Annotated in this window: 9 protein-coding genes; 4 read left to right on the top strand and 5 right to left on the bottom strand. The window is 70.4% G+C overall.

Features of this window, described 5'->3' with window-relative positions; translation table 11 throughout:
• Positions 1-17 precede the first annotated feature (17 nt).
• The 3 genes from OG552_RS16190 to OG552_RS16180 are packed head-to-tail and all read left to right on the top strand — an operon-like array spanning position 18 to position 6,162.
• On the top strand, positions 18-3,173 hold the full coding sequence (locus tag OG552_RS16190) for a helicase-related protein (protein WP_329133526.1): 3,156 nt from the start codon (positions 18-20) through the stop codon (positions 3,171-3,173).
• Complete coding sequence (locus OG552_RS16185) at positions 3,170-5,044, top strand: DUF1998 domain-containing protein (RefSeq protein WP_329133524.1); 1,875 nt, start codon at positions 3,170-3,172, stop codon at positions 5,042-5,044. The genes OG552_RS16190 and OG552_RS16185 overlap by 4 nt, the downstream gene beginning before the upstream one ends.
• Positions 5,045-5,049: 5 nt before the next feature.
• Positions 5,050-6,162: a hypothetical protein gene (locus tag OG552_RS16180; RefSeq protein WP_329133522.1), complete on the top strand. Its 1,113-nt coding sequence runs from the start codon at positions 5,050-5,052 to the stop codon at positions 6,160-6,162.
• Positions 6,163-6,226: 64 nt separating this feature from the next.
• Here OG552_RS16180 and OG552_RS16175 read toward each other — a convergent pair whose 3' ends face one another.
• The 4 genes from OG552_RS16175 to OG552_RS16160 all read right to left on the bottom strand — a co-directional run bounded on the left by OG552_RS16175 (position 6,227) and on the right by OG552_RS16160 (position 11,629).
• Complete coding sequence (locus OG552_RS16175; RefSeq protein WP_329133520.1) at positions 6,227-8,731, bottom strand: Hsp70 family protein; 2,505 nt, start codon at positions 8,729-8,731, stop codon at positions 6,227-6,229.
• Positions 8,732-8,892: 161 nt separating this feature from the next.
• Positions 8,893-9,537 (bottom strand): nucleotide exchange factor GrpE, encoded by a 645-nt coding sequence (gene grpE / locus OG552_RS16170; protein ID WP_329133519.1) that lies wholly within the window; start codon positions 9,535-9,537, stop codon positions 8,893-8,895.
• Positions 9,534-9,809: a hypothetical protein gene (locus OG552_RS16165; RefSeq protein WP_329133517.1), complete on the bottom strand. Its 276-nt coding sequence runs from the start codon at positions 9,807-9,809 to the stop codon at positions 9,534-9,536. The genes grpE and OG552_RS16165 overlap by 4 nt, the downstream gene beginning before the upstream one ends.
• Positions 9,806-11,629, bottom strand: coding sequence for a hypothetical protein (locus OG552_RS16160; RefSeq protein ID WP_329133515.1), 1,824 nt, complete (start codon positions 11,627-11,629; stop codon positions 9,806-9,808). The genes OG552_RS16165 and OG552_RS16160 overlap by 4 nt, the downstream gene beginning before the upstream one ends.
• A gap of 533 nt (positions 11,630-12,162) precedes the next feature.
• Between OG552_RS16160 and OG552_RS16155 the strand changes: the two genes are divergently transcribed.
• A complete protein-coding gene (locus OG552_RS16155; RefSeq protein WP_329133512.1) occupies positions 12,163-12,468 on the top strand; it encodes an NIPSNAP family protein in 306 nt (101 codons plus the stop codon).
• Here the strand turns inward: OG552_RS16155 and OG552_RS16150 are convergent.
• Complete coding sequence (locus tag OG552_RS16150; RefSeq protein ID WP_329133510.1) at positions 12,458-16,015, bottom strand: nSTAND1 domain-containing NTPase; 3,558 nt, start codon at positions 16,013-16,015, stop codon at positions 12,458-12,460. The two genes, OG552_RS16155 and OG552_RS16150, sit on opposite strands and share 11 nt — an antisense overlap.
• Positions 16,016-16,141: the final 126 nt, after the last annotated feature.

The raw sequence follows: 16,141 nt of genomic DNA, 5'->3' as shown, positions 1-16,141 counted from the left end.
TCCGAAGGAACCCGCACATGGACCCGCGCCAGGAGCTGGCGGACTACCTCTCCCGCCAGCTCGTCGGCCCCGCTGGCGGTGACGACGAAGTGCTCGACGCGCCGCCGGACCGGCAGTACCTGATGGGCACGCTCTACCCGCAACAGGCGGACCTCCAGCGGCAACTCGCCCTCGCTGCCGACGACCCCGACGCGCCTGGCGCCGAGCAGGACGCCCCCGACGTGGACCCGGCTCCCGACCCCGTGCCCGAGACAAACAGCTGGCTTCCCGCTTCCCTCGGCGTCAGCTTCTACACCGATGCCGAACGCGTCGAGGTGACCTGCACCGGTGCCCGCTACGAGACGTCGAGGAGCGAACCAGGACGCGGGCGGCGCTGGCGGCGTGTCCCTCACATGCCCGAGACGCACACGATCGGCCCCGACCGGGAGACCGTGTCCGTCCTCGACGGCCGTGCAGAGATCCGGGTGCGCCGCCGCTCCTACGGCGAGGGCACGCTGGTCACCGTGGCGCTGGTCAACGCCGCCCGCCATGACGGCTCCGACGGTAAGGCGCCGAGCTGGGACGACATGCTGTTCCAGTGCGGACTCACCGTTCGGCCGGCCGGCGGTGCCGTGCTTCCCTATCCCAGTGTCCGGCTCGCCAGCCGTGACCCCGAGGAACGCGAACTTCGCCTTCAGTACCGGCACGTCGTCACCCACGCTGTCGGCCACGGCTGCGCCGTTCGCGAGTACCACGCCGAGGGCGAGGGCGGCGGCGTCCTACTCCTCGCCTGCGAAGCCCTGCCGCGTGCTGAGGTGTCCGCCATCCGGGCCGGCGGCCCGCTCGACGCCCCCGCGCTCACGATCTCCCACCTGGCGGACCCGGCCGTCAGCACCGACCAACTTCGCGAGGAGCTGGCCGAGTTCGCTGCGTCGTACCACGCCTGGTACGTGGGCCAGCGATCCGTTGAGGTGCCGGCCTGGGGGCAGGAGGCGGCAGAGCGGATCCTCGGCCGCATCCACCAGGCAGTCACCCGCATCGAAGCGGGCGTGCGTACCCTGTGCGACCCGAACCGCCCCGAACTCCTCGACGCTTTCCGCATCGCCCAGCGTGCCATGCTGCTCCAGATGCGGCATTCGGCGCCCGACCAGGCCGGACAGCGACGCCGCCGCTCCGAAGCCGTGGCCATCGACCCGCCCGTGGACCCCAAGGCCACCTGGCGTCCCTTCCAGCTCGCCTTCTTCCTTCTCGCCCTTGACGGCGTAGCCGAACCCGGCCACCGGGACCGCGATACCACCGATCTGATCTGGTTCCCCACCGGTGGAGGCAAGACGGAGGCGTATCTGCTCCTGGCCGCCTTCGTGATCGCCCTGCGCCGGATCCGCGGCGAAGGCGGAGGCACCGCCGTACTCAGCCGCTACACCCTCAGCCTGCTCACCACCCAGCAGTTCCAGCGCGCCGCCACCACGATCTGCGCCTTCGAACACCTCCGTCGCAGTGAACCCGGACTTGGTCTCGGCGACGAGCCGATCACCGTCGGCCTGTGGGTTGGAGAGACCACTACCCCCAACAAGTTCGAGGCGGCCAAGGACGCCTTCGAGCAGCAGCGCGAGGCCACCCACCCCGAGGATGTCTTCATCCTCGACCGCTGCCCGTGGTGCGGCACCCGCATCCTGCCGCCGACCCACTCCAGCGTCCGCTCCGACTACGGAGTCCGCGCCGATACAGATGACTTCGCCTTCTTCTGCACACGCGACGAGTGCGCCTTTCACGACCTTCTGCCTGTTGCCGTGGTCGACCAGCACCTCTACCGGCAACCTCCCACCTTCGTCCTCGGCACCGTCGACAAATTCGCCCGGCTCGCCTGGGAGCGCGACTCCGGACACCTCTTCGGGGCCGGCGTCGGCAACCCGCCGCCATCCTTGATCATCCAGGACGAGCTGCATTTGCTCACCGGGCCGCTCGGCACCACGGTCGGTCTCTACGAGGCGGCCATTCTGGAGCTGTGCACCGACTCGGCCGGCCGGCCGCCCAAGATCGTTGCCGCCACGGCCACCATCCGGCGCTCCGCCGAACAGGTCCGTGCATTGCACCACCAGGACGTCCAGCTCTTCCCGCCGTCGGGACTCGACGCCCGCGACAGCTTTTTCGCCGTCCCCGACTCCGGCTCCCAGGGCCGCCTCTACCTGGGCGTCATGGCGCAGGGCCACACCGCGGGCCGCGGCGCCGTGGCCACCACGGCGGCCATGCTCCAGGGCGTCCACCAGCTTCCCGAGGAGCACCGCGACGACTACTGGACGCTCGTCGCCTACCACCACAGCCTGCGCGAACTGGGCCGAACGGTCACCGCGGCCGGTGACGAAATCCCCGCCCAGCTCCGCGGACTCGACGAGGGCGCCGGTGTCCGTGCGCTCGACGACGGCGATGTGCAGGAACTCACCAGCAACCTGCCGCGAGCCGAACAGCCCATCCTTCTCGACCGTCTCGAGAAGCCCTGGACGGACCCCAGGTCGGTCTCGTTCCTGCCCTGCACCAACATGCTTTCCGTCGGTGTCGACGTGAAGCGGCTCGCCTACCTGCTCATGCAGGGCCAGCCCAAGACAACCGCCGAATACATCCAGGCCACCAGCCGTGTCGGCCGCCACCACGTGCCGGGACTCGTCGTCACCTACTTCAACGCCACCCGGCCGCGTGACCGGTCCCACTACGAGACTTTCCTGGACTACCACCGCGCCCTCTACCGCTACGTCGAACCCGCCAGCGTCACCCCCTGGTCCCCGCCCGCACGCCGCCGCGCCCTGCATGCCGCTCTTGTCATCCTGGTCCGCCACCGGCTCGGCCTGTCCGCCGAGAACCAGGCCGGACGGATCACCCTTCACAAGGACGAGGCCGAGCGGATCGCGGACGCCCTTGCCGAGCGCGCCGCGATCGCCGAGAGCGGCGCCTCGGGAGCCGACAGCGATGCGGTCCGCGCCGACGTCCGCGCGGAGCTGGGCTACCTCCTCGACGACTGGTACCAGCAGGCCAAGGCGGCCGCTGCCGAGGGCAAGGATCTCCACTACCGCAGCCAGGGCAAGGGCCAGCACAATCTGCTCAAGACCTTCGAGCAGCGCTACGGCCTGTGGGAAACCCTCAACTCCATGCGGAGCGTGGACCGCGAATGCCAGATAACCGTGACGGGAGCGGGAAAGTGAAGCGCAAACTCCGGGTCCGCCAGGCACAGACGGTGCTGCCGTTCGGCGTCGGCGCCATCCTCGATGTCCAGGGGGAGTCCTTCGTCGCCGCGGGCATCGAGTCCTGGCCGCAGCTGAAGACCCCCGTCCTCTCCGAACGACTTGCCGTTCGGCTGGGCGTCAAGGGCCTCTTCGCCGCACCCGCCACCCTCAACGACCGCTACGACCAGCCCGACCGCCCCGGCGTTCCCTATGTGCGCTTCCCCGGCTGGCTGTTCTGCGGCTCCTGCCGGGCCATGGTCCGCTTCCTGCGCGAGAACGAGAAGCCCGGTGAGCCGCCCGTCTGCACGTCCTGCGCGGCCGCACCCCGCCTCACCCCGATGCGGTTCGTCCGCATCTGCCCGGACGGGCATCTCGACGACGTGGACTGGTGGTATTGGGCCCACTCCCACCTCGCACCCGAACTGCGCTCTTCCTGCTCCGAGTCGAAGCATGCCTGGAAGGCGCGCCGTCTCAGCTTCCGAGTGGCCGACCGCGCCTCAGGACTCGAAGCGCTCTCGGTGCGTTGCGGGGCGACCAGGCTGGACGGCAAGCCGTGCGCTGCCGAGCGCGACCTGCTCGACATTCTCGGACCCCAGGGTGGACGCTGCTCGGGTTGCAATCCTTGGCAGCGCCGGAACGAGAACGCCACCTGCGGCCAGCAGGTCCACATCGTGCAGCGCACCGCCGGCAATGTCTACTACCCGGTCGTCTACTCGGCACTCGCCATCCCCCAGTCCGCCGAACCCCCGCGCGCGGAGCAGGACACGGCAGAGGCGGTGCGCGGTCACGACTACTGGCCGATCCTGCTGGGCGCACTCGGTACGCGTAGAGCCGATGCCTTCCGCGGCATGATCAAGGAGGACACCGACGCCCCCGACAGCCTCATCGACCAACTCGTTGCAGAGGCCACGGGTGCACCGGCGATGCTGTCCGGCGGCCGATCGGACTCCGAAAAGATCGACCTGAGCCGCGACGAGTGGTACGCCTTCGATGCCGTCGAACTTCCCGAGCCCACAAAGGAGTTCGCGATACGCCGAAGTGGTCTCGGTCTCGACGGTGAGAGGGAGGAGCCCTGGGCCGCCCTCGACACGCACATCGATGGCGTCGTCCTCGCCGACCGCCTCCGCGAGGTGCGGGCACTGACCGGATTCCGTCGCCACTCGCCGGGCGGCACTCATGTATCCGCCGACACCAGCGGCCGCCTGCGCTGGCTGCCCGCGACGGAGGTCTACGGCGAGGGCATCGTCCTCACCCTCGACGAACAACGCCTGATCGCCTGGGAAGGCGACCCCCGCGTTCAGGCGCACGTCGACGGAGTCCGTACGGACCTCGACGCGTCGTTCCGGGACGAGCAACTCGCCGACACCGTGGGCAGCAAACTCTCACCCCGCTTCCTGCTCCTGCACACTCTCGCCCACCTCCTCATCCGCCAGCTCTCCTTCGACTCCGGCTACACCACGGCAAGCCTCTGCGAGCGCGTTTACGGCCGCCCCGAGTACGGCCAGCGCGGGCTGCTGATCTACACGGCCGCCGGTGATGCGGCAGGCACGCTCGGCGGCCTCGTCCGGCAGGGAGAAGCACCGCACTTCGCCGAAACCCTCATCCGGATGTTGGAAGCTGCGGCCTGGTGCTCCGCCGACCCGCTGTGCGCCGAGCACACCGGACAGGGCTTCGGTAACCTCAACCGGGCTGCTTGCCACGCCTGCACCCTGCTGCCCGAGACGAGCTGCCAGACGGGCAACACCCTGCTCGACCGCGCCCTGATCGTCGGCTCCGCCGGCGTCCCCGGCTACTTCACCGACGTCCTCACCGCGAGCCGCGAATACGCTGCCGCCACCGCTCTGGGATGACACCCATGACCACTGCGAAATCCCCCGTTCTCCACACCGACCTCACCTCGGCTCAGCGTGACTGCCTGGACACCCTCCCGCTCAGGGGTAACCATGTCGTCAGCGGCCCGCCCGGCAGTGGCAAGAGCCTGCTCGCCGCGCATCGCGCCGTCCACCTCGCCCTCACCGGCCGCCCCACATTGCTGCTGTCGCGCTCCAACCTCCTTCGCCAGCTCCTGGGCGACACCCTTCAAGGCATCACCATCCCCGGCGCACCCGTCGAAGCCGCCACTGCCCACAGCTGGATCCTGCGCCGCTTCGGCCGCGACGCACCGCGCACCGAGGACGGCTGGTTCGACTGGACGGCCCTCACCCACCGAGCCGCAGCCACCTTCGGAGAGACCGACGCGTCCACACCTCACCTCGTCATCGACGAGGGTCAAGACCTGCCGCCAGCTTTCTACCGGCTGGCCCGCCTCGCCGCCGCTTCGGTCACGGTGTTCGCTGACGAGTGCCAGCGCCTCACCGAGACGAACTGCACCCTCACCGAGATCACCGACGCCCTCGGCCGGTCCACGGGACGCGTCGAGGTCGCCGGGAACCACCGCAACACCCGTGAGATCTCCTCCCTCGCGGAGCACTTCCGCACTGGTGGTACCCGCCCTGACATGCCCTTTCGCAGCGGCCCCCGGCCCGTCATCCGCTCCTACTCCAGTAACAAGGATCTCGCCGACGACATCGCCACCATGGCAACCGAACAGCCACGGCACCGGGTCGGCGTCATCGTCAACTCCCTTCGCACCGGAGCCGATCTGATGCCGCGCCTCGAACGGGCCGGACTCGCCCACGAGCCCCAGCTCTACAGCTCGGCGGCAGCCTCGGGCCGCTATCGCGACCTCGACCTCACCCGCCCCGGCGTCGTCCTGGTCCACCGCGCCAGCACCAAGGGCCTCGACTTCGACACCGTCGTCATCCCCGACACCGAGACCGACGCCGCCACCGACCCCACCGCGGCATCCCTGCGCATGGCCTACTACGTCATGATCACCCGGGCCCGGCAGCGGCTGGTCCTGGGCTGGCAGGGCAGCCGGCTGCCGCGGCACCTGGAGGGGTTGCAGGGGTGGGTCAGAGTGGCCTGAGGCCGCTCGGAGCGTGCGGTGCAGGACAGAACGGGCGTCACGCCGTGCCGGATCCCGCAGCCTGTTACCGCCTGGACGGCAGTACGCCGCCGGCGGCGGAGGGGGTGCTCATCCCTACGAACTGGCTGCGGCCTCGTTCGGCGAGGCGTCCGAGGCCTACGAGCTGGGTGTCCTGGGCGGCCTGGTCGCCGCGTTGCACTGCGCTTCGCAACGCGTCGCGCGCGGCCAAGACCTCCTTGCGGAGGGTCGCTGGGTAGGAGTCCTGCTCGGCGAGGCGGATGGTGAGGATTGCGGTGCGGACGGTCGGGTCGAGTCCGGTCCACAGTTCCAGGGCCCGCTCCGTGCTCGCCCGCATCGCGTCGGCGTCCATGGCCTTGCGTGCATCCATGACTGCCTCCGCGGATTCCCGCAGTTCCTCCAGGAGCGGCGGGGGGAGAAGTCCACGTCCGCTCTGGGCGGCGATCGTCGCCTGTGCGGAGGCAACCCGGCTCTCTTTGCACAGTTCCAGCGTCTCGCGGGCCGCATCCAGCAGTCCGTCCAGGGAACGGCCCACGGTTTCCCCCACGCTGAGGGCCGCCAGGTCTGCCATGGCTTCACCGAGGGCGTCGCGCTCGGCGGGAGTGACCTCCACGCCCCAGGTATCAAGGAACTCGGCGTAGCGGGCGTGGAGTTCGGCCGCTTTCCGTCCGATGACGGCGGAAACCATGCTGCGCCGGAGTTGGCGGCCGTGCCAGTCGCCCGAGCCGATGCGGTACTTCAGGTCGACAGTCCGGTCGGCGTCCAGCCGGACCTGAAGTGTGAGCGGTACGTCTCCGCGGAGTCCGTCGACCCGCTCGTGGACGACGCCGCCGCAGAACTCGTTGCGCTGCGCCGAGCCCAGGTGCGGCCCCTCCCAGAGGTGAAACCACACCCGACCACGGCCCTCGCCGCGTACCGCAAGGGTGTCCAGCCGGTCCCATTCGGTTGGGTAGGGCGTGCCGGCGGGGAAGAGGACCTCCACGGTGCCGTCGTCGAGTTCAAGCCCGATGTGCTGCGCTGTGACCTGTTGGGGAGGGGCGGTGCCGAAGTCGCCGCTGCAGAAGGAGCAGGTGGTGAGACCGGCGGTATTGATCATTCCGCACTTGGGGCACTTCAAGCCACCCGCGTCCAGCGCCGCGTCGCAGTCGAGGCACACGGTCGCGGAGGCGGGGTTGTCGGTCCGGCCGCATTCGGGGCACTCGGCGCGGGTGGCTGTCAGAGCGGCCGCACGCAGCGCGGACAGGTCGTTGGTACACACCGGGCAGGCCGCGGTGAGTTCGGGGGCGGGAACGTGGCAGACCGGGCAGTTCACGGTGGCCGGGCCGAGCAGCGGGGTGGCACAGCCCGGGCAGACCTCGGCGCCGACGGGAATGTTCTCGACGGTGCAGTTCTCGGCGGGGCAGTCGAGAGTGCTGAGGAGACCGGCCTCCACGGCGGCGCCGTGGGCGACGGCCATCATGGGATCAATCGCGTCCGACACCTTGTCCTCGCCGAAGAGATCCTGGAGGTCGCGCCGGACGGCGGGGATGCGGGTGGAGCCGCCGACCAGGAGGACGCGCTGGATGTCCTCGGGCAGCGCCGGAGCTTCCTTCAGTACCGACCCGATCGTCTCCCGCATCCTGCGCAGGTGTTCTGCCAGGAGCTCTTCGAAGACTGTGCGCCGCACCGCCCCGGACCATGATCCCCCCTTGCGACCGAGCGGAGCGAGGGTCACCTCGGAGACGTCCCGCGCGGACAGTTCGACCTTCGCGCGCTCGGCGGCGGCTCGGATCCGGGAGGCGTCCCCTTCGCCGCTGTGGTCACGTCCGTGGAGCTGCTTGCGAAGATGGTCGTCGAGCAACGCGTCGAAGTCGGTTCCGCCCAGGAGGTTGTCCCCGCCCAGCTTGTCCACCGAGAAGTAGCCTGGTCCGATCGTCAGCAGCGACACGTCGAAGGTGCCTCCGCCCAGATCGAAGACGAGCACGGTGACGTAGTCCTTTGTTTCGTTCCCGCTCGGCCCGACACCGAAGGCGTGCGCGGCGGCGGTCGGCTCCGGCACGATCCGCGCCACATGGAAACCAGCCAGCCGCCCGGCTTCGCGCACCGCGTTGATCTGCGGCTCGGCGAAGTACGCGGGCACCGTGATCACCGCACGCCGGAACGGCGTCCCCGCGGCCCTCTCGGCGTCCTCCTTGAGCCGGCGCAGCAGGATGGCGGAGACCTGCACCGCGGAGAGGTAGTGCTCGCCGAGCCGGATCTCCACCGAGCCGTCGTCACTCTTCCGGACGGGCGGCGCATCGTGGGGCCGCGCCTTCAGCGCCTGCTGCATGAGTTCGTCGTCCCAGCGCCGCCCGATCAGCCGCTTGGCCTCCGTGATCACGGAACCGGGCGCCCCGGCACGCCAGTTCAGGGCTTCGTTCCCGACCAGCAGGGCACTGCGGGAGTCCAACCCGAGAGCCGAGGGGGTGGCCTGATCGCCGTGCCGGTTGGGCAGGACGACGGGGATGCCGTCGTGCAGCCAGGCCGTGACGGAGTTGGTGGTGCCGAGATCGATGCCGAGAATCCGGTGCATGGAAGGTGCTTCCTGATCGTCGTGGAGCGTCGGACGTAGGAGGGGCAGCGCGGCGCGATACGAGGGCTGCGGTGTAAGGCCGGGCCGGGCGGGGAGCGCCCGGGCCCTCGATCCGCCGGGTGTGCTGCGGAAGGGCGTGCCGGCAGGGTGCGGCCGCCGGGTCAGGCGCGGCGGGAGAGACGTTCCCGCCATGCCGAGAGCTTGGGCATCAGGCGCCGCTGGGAGCGGGAGGTCCGTGGCTGCGCCCCCCTGCTGTCGGCCTTGGTCGCCCCGGGCGCCGCCGGATCCGCACCGTTCTCGAGTCCCGGAACCGGCTCCGGCTCAGGCCGGGGCTCTGGTGCGACGCCGGCCACCGCGATGACTACCTGCGCAGGCCGCAGGGTGGATGTGCCCAGGCGGAACCCTGTGAGTCGCTCCCTCAGCACCGTGCCGTCCAGGGCGGAGGGATGAGCTTCCGTCCCGACGACGCGCATCTCCGCCGGGTCGGCGGCCCTGCCCACCACATGCATCTGGCTGACGTCGTGCCGGGCGAACTCGCCACGCAGCATCAGGTGTGCCGCGTCGATCTGCTCACTCAGTGCAATGGCCGCCGAGGCCGCCTCGCGGGCCGATCGCGCCTCGTGCAGGGCGCCGGCCCGGCGACGCGTGTCGGCGAGGAGGTCGTCCAGGGGTAGCAGGGAGCTCAGCAGGGCACGCAGCCGTGCCTCGGCCTCGTCACGTTTGCGGGACAGTGCCTCGACCCGGCGCCGGAGTTTGTCGACTTCGGACGACGGGGCGGCGGGTGCGGCCGGGTCGGTACCCTTCACGAAGGTTCCTCGCTGTCTCGGCGGGGCAGGGGCGGGGTGAGCATTTCGGCGACGAGGGCGGCGACGGCGCTGCGGGAGCCCTGGTCGGCCCGGTGAATGTGCTCCTGCCTGACCGGATCCTGCCGGGCTGCGGCGAGGGCGCGCGCCGCCTGCCTGCGAAGGATCGGGGGCCGGGCGCCCGGCGCGGTGCCGGGGAGGAGTTCCTGGAGCGTGGGGCCGAACCAGGGAATCGAGGGCGCTTCGGCGCCCGATGCGGGTTCGTCGACGGTCAAAAGAGGGCTCCCTGTCCTGAGTCGATGTGGCGGCGGCCCCCGGGTGCGGGGCCGAACAGCAGACCCTGGTGCGGCAGCCCGGCACGGATCCGGTCCGCGCACGCGCGGTCGTGCTGCGCCCCGCCGAAGTCGCCTCCCTCCTCGCGTGCCTCGGCGCGGCGCAGATAGGCGGTTCCCACGGTCTGGTCGAAGCGTGCGCTGACGCCGGTCTGCATCCGGTCTCGCAGGAACAGCTCAATGACGTCCGATGGGGAGGCCGTGGCCTCAAGGTGCTCGGCGAGATCCAGCACCGCTGCTTCGCATTCCTCCCTGACGAGGCTGCGGGCAGGGCCCGCGATGTCAACGGCCGTGCTCAGCAGGTCGACGCGCCGCTCCCTCCCGGCGCGAGTGCCCTCGGCTGCGGGAAGCCGAGCCGCGTTGATCAAGAGGTCGACCAGCACACTGTCGAGGAGTTCCTCTCGATACGGGCTCTCCCCGCCGCTGTACCGGAGCATGCTGCGCACGGCGGACCGCGCCTCTGCGGTACGCCCGCCGGACGCCGCGGCCACCGCCCGCGCTGCGTAATGATCTCTCAGCCAGCTCCGGGCCGGTGCGCAGTCCGGATCGCGCCCCAACAGGTCCCGCACCGCGCCTGTGCGGATCTTGACCCGAGGCTGTGCCCCGTCGAGCGTCCGGCGCAGGTCCGCTCTCAGGTGGCGATCGAGACCGGCCCTGGCGTCCCGTTCACGAGGCGACACGAGCAGGGCCCGCGCGAAACGGTTCCTGCTCTGCAGCGGGTCGCTGTCGAAGACCTGTTGGCCCTGCCGCACCAGCTCGGCGGTCAGCTCGGCGGCCAGCGAACCATCCTCGGGCAGCAGCGCGTGGGCCAGCTCCAGGCCCTGGATACGTGCGATGGGGGAGGAACCGCGGCCAGTGAGCTTCCGCCCGACGTTCTTCCCTGCGAGGAGCACAGCAGCCCGCTCCTTGGTGTCGGGGGTGCGCCCGAGCCGTGCCGCAGTGCTGAAGTCCGTGAGCGCCTCGCTCCACTCTCGGCCCCGCACCCGGTTCTCGCCTCTCTCTGCGAGGGCCCGGGCAAGGGGGTCGGCGCACGCGCGGTGGTCGGGAGAGTCCGCGCTCCAGGTGGCGGTGTCGGGGTGGCGGGTGGTGTAGGCGTCGAGGAGGGCGAGGCGGCCGCCGTAGTGCGCGAGATGCCGGGCAGCACGCCCGAGCGGGATCAGGCCGTCGGGCCCGGCGTCCGAAGGGACAACCACAGGGTCGACACGCTCGGCCTCCCAGGCCGTCTCCCAGGCGCTGAGGGCATCCCGCCCGCCCCGGACGTCCAAGGCACGCAGCAGGTTGGCGATGCGCCCGAGCAGTTGGCGCCGGGAATCCTCCCAGAGCTCGTCGGGCGCCGGAGTTCCGCGCCGCCCGGTGATCAGCACGCGGAAGCCGCCCGGGTCCTCCTCGTTCAGGAGATACGCCCACAGCACGATCACGAGCGCAGCAGTGCCGGCATCGGCGTGCCGCCCATCCCCTCCCAGCCTGCGGAGGGCACTCACCGCAAGGGCGTGTACGACCCCCGTTGCCGCCGCGTCCAGGTCACTGCTGTCGGGACACTGCCGGACGGCCTCCGGCCAGTTTCCGACCCGCGCGGCCAGCGCGCCGCACAGCACGGCGTAGCGTGCTGCTTCGCCATCGGCGTCGGGTGTACCGAACTCGTTCCGGAGCCGTTGCAGAAGCGGCCTCACGACATCGAACTCAGCCCGCAGCACGGCATGTTCGGCAGAGTTCAGCAGACGATCCGCCGTGACGGTTCGGCCGGGTTCGCCGGTGTCCTTCACCCGTACGGTCTCCTGCCCCCTTGAGCCCCTCACGTAGCAACAACCACCGTAGATAGATGTGTTGGCGACGTCAACGCACTATCCGACTGAGGGGCTGGTCTTCGTGCGGCGTGGCTCCAGGCCGATGGGCGTTATGAGCGGCGGTGCGACGGAACTCGCCTCGCTCAAGTCCAGCCACAGCGGCGGCCAGGACGAGGGCTACGGGGAGATCGCGGCAGGGCGGATCCTGCGGGGTTCGGTTCACACCTGGAGCCGGGGGCTGGGGAACTCCCGGCCCGAGGTTCGCTCAACGCTCAGCCCGGAGCGAATTCGCGCCAGACGACCTTGCCGGGCATCCGCTCGCCAAACGTCCGACTTGTCCGCGAGAGCGTCGACGGGGAAGAGGAAGAGGCCGCGGCCGCCTTCCCGCTTCTCCGGCCAGGTCGGCGGGAACTCCTGCACGTAGGAGCGTTGCCGGTACGGGGACAAGGAGTTGGCCGGTGTGTGATGGTGGGTCGTGTCGTAGGCCCGGACCGGTGAGGAGAAACCCGAGCATGCCCAGAACCACCCAACTGCGCACGTACACCGTTCGTGAAGGGATGCTCGATGAGTGGGTGGAGCGGTGGCGCTCGCAGATCGTGCCGCTGCGCCTGGAGTTGGGGTTCGAGATCGGCGGGGCCTGGGTGGACCGGGAGCGGAACCAGTTCGTCTGGCTGATCTCCTACGAAGGTCCGGAGACGTTCGCCGAGCGGAACGCCCGGTACTGGGCGTCGACTGCTCGCGAGAAGATGGACCTGGACCCTGATGACTACTTGGTGCGTACGGAGGACCGCGTGGTCGAAGAAGTGGTCACGGATTGAGCGGCAGCATGTGGTGCCGGCGTTCCTCCTCGGTCAGGACCCGGAAGACACGGTTGCGCGCGGCAGCCTGAAGGCGGGCGAAGTCCGGATCGGCCGACCAGATCCGGGCGGTGCCGTCGTACGAGGCGGTGAGCAGCCGGCGCCCGTCCGCAGACCATGCCACGGACGTCACCTTGTCCTGGTGGACTCCGGCGACAACGACCTCCTCGCGGGTATCGGCCGACCAGACCCGGACCGTGCGGTCGTCGGAGCCTGTGGCGATCCTGGTCCCGTCCGGGGACCAGGCGACGGCACGTACGCGCCCCTCGTGCCCCCGCAGAGTGCCGATGCGGTGTCCGGTGGTGACGTCCCACAGCGCCGCCGTCCAGTCGCCGGAGGCCGTGGCGACCATTCCCTCGTCGGGTGACCACGCGACGTCGTCGACGTAGCTCTCGTGGCCCCGTAACACGGTGACCTGCCGACCGTCCGCCACGTCCCAGAGCCGACAGGTCCGGTCGTCGGAGGCGGTGGCCAGGAACCGCCCGCTGGGCGACCAGGCGGCGGCGCCGACCCAGTCCTGATGCCCCACCATCGCCGTGAGTTCCGTCCCCGAGTCCGCTGCCCACACACGCAACACGGCGTCGTGGCCGCCGGTGGCGACGCGGCTGCCATCAGGTGACCAAGTCACGGCCTCGACGACGGCGCCGTGATGGTCGAGCACCTTGAACCGGCCGTTCTCGACGATCCGGGCAGTCCGGTCGCCGGAACCGGTGGCGAGCCGACCGTCCACAGGCGACCACGCCACGGACCACACGCGGTCCCGGTGCTCGACCGCCTGGTCGGCCGGGAGGCCGCTGGAGGTCTCCCACAGCCGCACCGTCCCGTCGTCGGACGCCGTACCGACACGCTGTTCGTCGGACGACCAGGCTGCTTGATTGACCGGCTGCCGGTGCCCGGCCAGGAGCACGTCTTCCGCCCCCCTGGGCCGGACGTCCCAGATCCGGGCGGTGCCGTCGGCGGAGCCTGTGGCGATCCCGGCACCGTCCGGGGACCATGCCACATCCCACACCGTATCGGTGTGGCCGCGTAGCACGGCGATCGGCTTGGCGTCCTGCGTGTCGAAGATCCGGGCCGTGCGGTCCGAGGAGGCCGAGGCGAGCATCCGGCCGTCGGGCGACCAAGTGAGGTTCCAGACATAGTCGGTGTGGCCGCGGATGAGCAGCCGCAGTTGCCCGGTCTCCGGATCGGAGATCCGGATGGTGTGGTCGCCCGAGGATGTGGCGAGGCCGCGACCGTCGGGTGACCAGGCCAGTCCCTCGACGAAGTCGTTGTGGCCGCGAACGGTGGCGGTGGCCGTGCCGGTACCGGGGTCCCAGACGATCGCCGTCCGGTCGTGGGATGCCGTGGCCAGCCGGGAGCCGTCGGGGGACCAGCCGACACCCCAGACATCGTCCTGGTGGCCGCGCAGCTCGTGTACCAGGTCGCCCGTTTCGGCGTCCCAGATCCGCACGACTTGGTCCCTCGATGTTCCCGCGACCAGCCGCCCGTCGGGTGACCAGGCCACCTGGCGTCCGATGTCGGTCGCACCGGTGAGCATCCGGACCACCTCACCCGTCGCCACGTCCCAGACACGGAGCACCAGGTCCCGGGAGGCGGTGACGACGCGGCCGGAGTCGGGTGACCAGGCCACGCCCTCGACCATGCATCCGCCTGTGGAGAACGCGGCGAGAGCCCGGCCGGAGGCGGCGTCGAAAATCCGGGCCGTGCCGTCCCTTGAGGCGGTCGCCACACGGCTGCCGTCGGGTGACCAGGCCACCTTGCGTACCGTGTCCGTGTGCCCGGTCAGGTTGGTCCGCAGGTGGCTGAAGGCCAGCGCGGCCATCAACGCCCGCTGAGCGGCGGGTGTCTCGGAGCACTCCCCGAGTGCGGCCAGCGACAGCAGGATCGACAGCTCCGGGTACTGTTCGGCGTTGCCGAGGACATGCCGGCCGATACCGTCCGAGACTCTCCGCAGGAAGGCCAGGTCCCGGCTGCGGGAGGTGCTCACGAGTGCTCGGACGGCCTCTGAGGCCTGCCCCGATTCCTCCAGGCCGGCCAGCCACCGTCGGGCGAGAACGAGCCGTTCACCGGTGACGAGGTAGTCGGCGCTGCGTCCAGACCGCTGCCAGTCGGCCGCCCACCGCTCCAGTTCGGCGCGCTCCCGCAGTTGCTCGGCCCGGGTTTCGACTTCCTGGCGCAGCGGTGGCCACTGGCGGAAGAGCGCTTCGTGGGCGACCTGGGCAGAGGCCGTGCCCGTCGCGGGATCGTCGCCGGACGCACCCGACACCAGCAGTCGGGCGTCGACGAAGGCATCGACGACGCGGCGTTCCGCTGCGGTCAGTTCGGCGATCGGCACGCGGCGACGGGCGGCCTCCTGTCCGTCGATCGTGACGAACTTGACCAGGACGCGCAGCACCGTCTCGATACGGTCGGTGCCCTGCAGCCCGGCCACCGCGTTGTCGGCCTGTCGGGCCAGTGCCCCCGCTACTCCGCCGAGACTTCGGTACAGCTCCTCGGTGACTGTCTCCCCGGGGCCGGCGGCGAAGTACAACTCCTGGAGCAGATAGGCGAGCAATGGCAGAGCATCGCTGGTACCGACGTCCTCGACGATCACCTCGACCACTCCGGGTGCGAAGGCCATGCCCACCAGCGCACCGGGCGATTCGACCACCAGGGCCAGTTGTGGCCGTGCGATCGCGCCGATGGCCACCGGATTCTGGAAGAGGTCGGCCTGCCCGGTGTCCAGCAGTTCGCGCAGGAAGTCGATGCGGACCGTGGAAAGCACCGACAGCCTGGGGTCCCGGGCGAGGGCCTCACGGACTGCCTCCAGGAACAGCGTCCGCTCATGTTCGCCGGCAAGGGAGACGATCTCCTCGAGCTGGTCCACCACGAGAAGCATCCGGCGGAACCTGCTGTTGCGGCGGATGTTCTCCAGCTCCCTTGCGAGGGCTCTGGGCTCTTGCCGCATCCGGCGCAGGACCGCTGCGGCGGGCTCACGCCCGCCTCCGGCTTCCGCCAGCGAGGCGGCCAGGGCTCCCATGGGGCTGGAGCCGGGTGTAAAAGGGGGAAGCAGGGTCCAGCGCCGGTCCCGCAGGCGCGGCATCACGCCTGCCCGTACCAGGGACGACTTGCCACTGCCGGAGGCCCCGACCAGCGCCACGAACCGGTCCGTGGGCCGGTTCGGCGGCTCGTGCAACCGGCGAATCAGCTCGGCACTCTGCGCGTCCCGGCCGCAGAAGACGGCGGCCTCGGTCTCGGTGAACGCGTCCAGCCCCGGATAGGGAACGCGACTGCGGTCCCACTCGGGCCGGGGCGGCGCCGGATTCTCCAGCCGGTAGGCGGCAATCTGTCCTACGACGAGTGCGACGATCAACAGACCGATAGCGGGCACCGAGACCCGCTGGAGGATGTGGAGGGCCAGTGGTGCACTCTGAACGTTGGTCGCGTAGTTGGTGACGATGCCGAGCAGACTCGCCACCAGCACAAGCAGGATCTGGAGCGACAGCTCCAAAGGTCGGCGCCGCCTCATGGGTTTTCCCCCGCCCGGCTGTTGCTCCTTCGGCCCCTCCTGCAACCACCTTGCATGTCCGGCTCCCCCAGCCCATGGCTTCCCGGCGCATCGACCGGTCACCGGACGACTACCCATCGCCATCAT

It is taken from the genome of Streptomyces sp. NBC_01476, assembly GCF_036227265.1.
GTDB lineage: Bacteria > Actinomycetota > Actinomycetes > Streptomycetales > Streptomycetaceae > Actinacidiphila.
The sequence above is the reverse complement of the archived record's forward strand: the minus strand, read 5'-3'. Positions and strand labels throughout refer to the sequence as shown.

What these genes read in the sequence shown, in the direction of transcription:
- OG552_RS16190 (WP_329133526.1), top strand. Translation starts at nt 18, where the DNA reads ATGGACCCGCGCCAGGAGCTGGCGGACTACCTCTCCCGCCAGCTCGTC.
- OG552_RS16180 (WP_329133522.1), top strand. Translation starts at nt 5,050, where the DNA reads ATGACCACTGCGAAATCCCCCGTTCTCCACACCGACCTCACCTCGGCT.
- OG552_RS16175 (WP_329133520.1), bottom strand. Translation starts at nt 8,731, where the DNA reads ATGCACCGGATTCTCGGCATCGATCTCGGCACCACCAACTCCGTCACG.
- OG552_RS16155 (WP_329133512.1), top strand. Translation starts at nt 12,163, where the DNA reads ATGCCCAGAACCACCCAACTGCGCACGTACACCGTTCGTGAAGGGATG.
- OG552_RS16150 (WP_329133510.1), bottom strand. Translation starts at nt 16,015, where the DNA reads ATGAGGCGGCGCCGACCTTTGGAGCTGTCGCTCCAGATCCTGCTTGTG.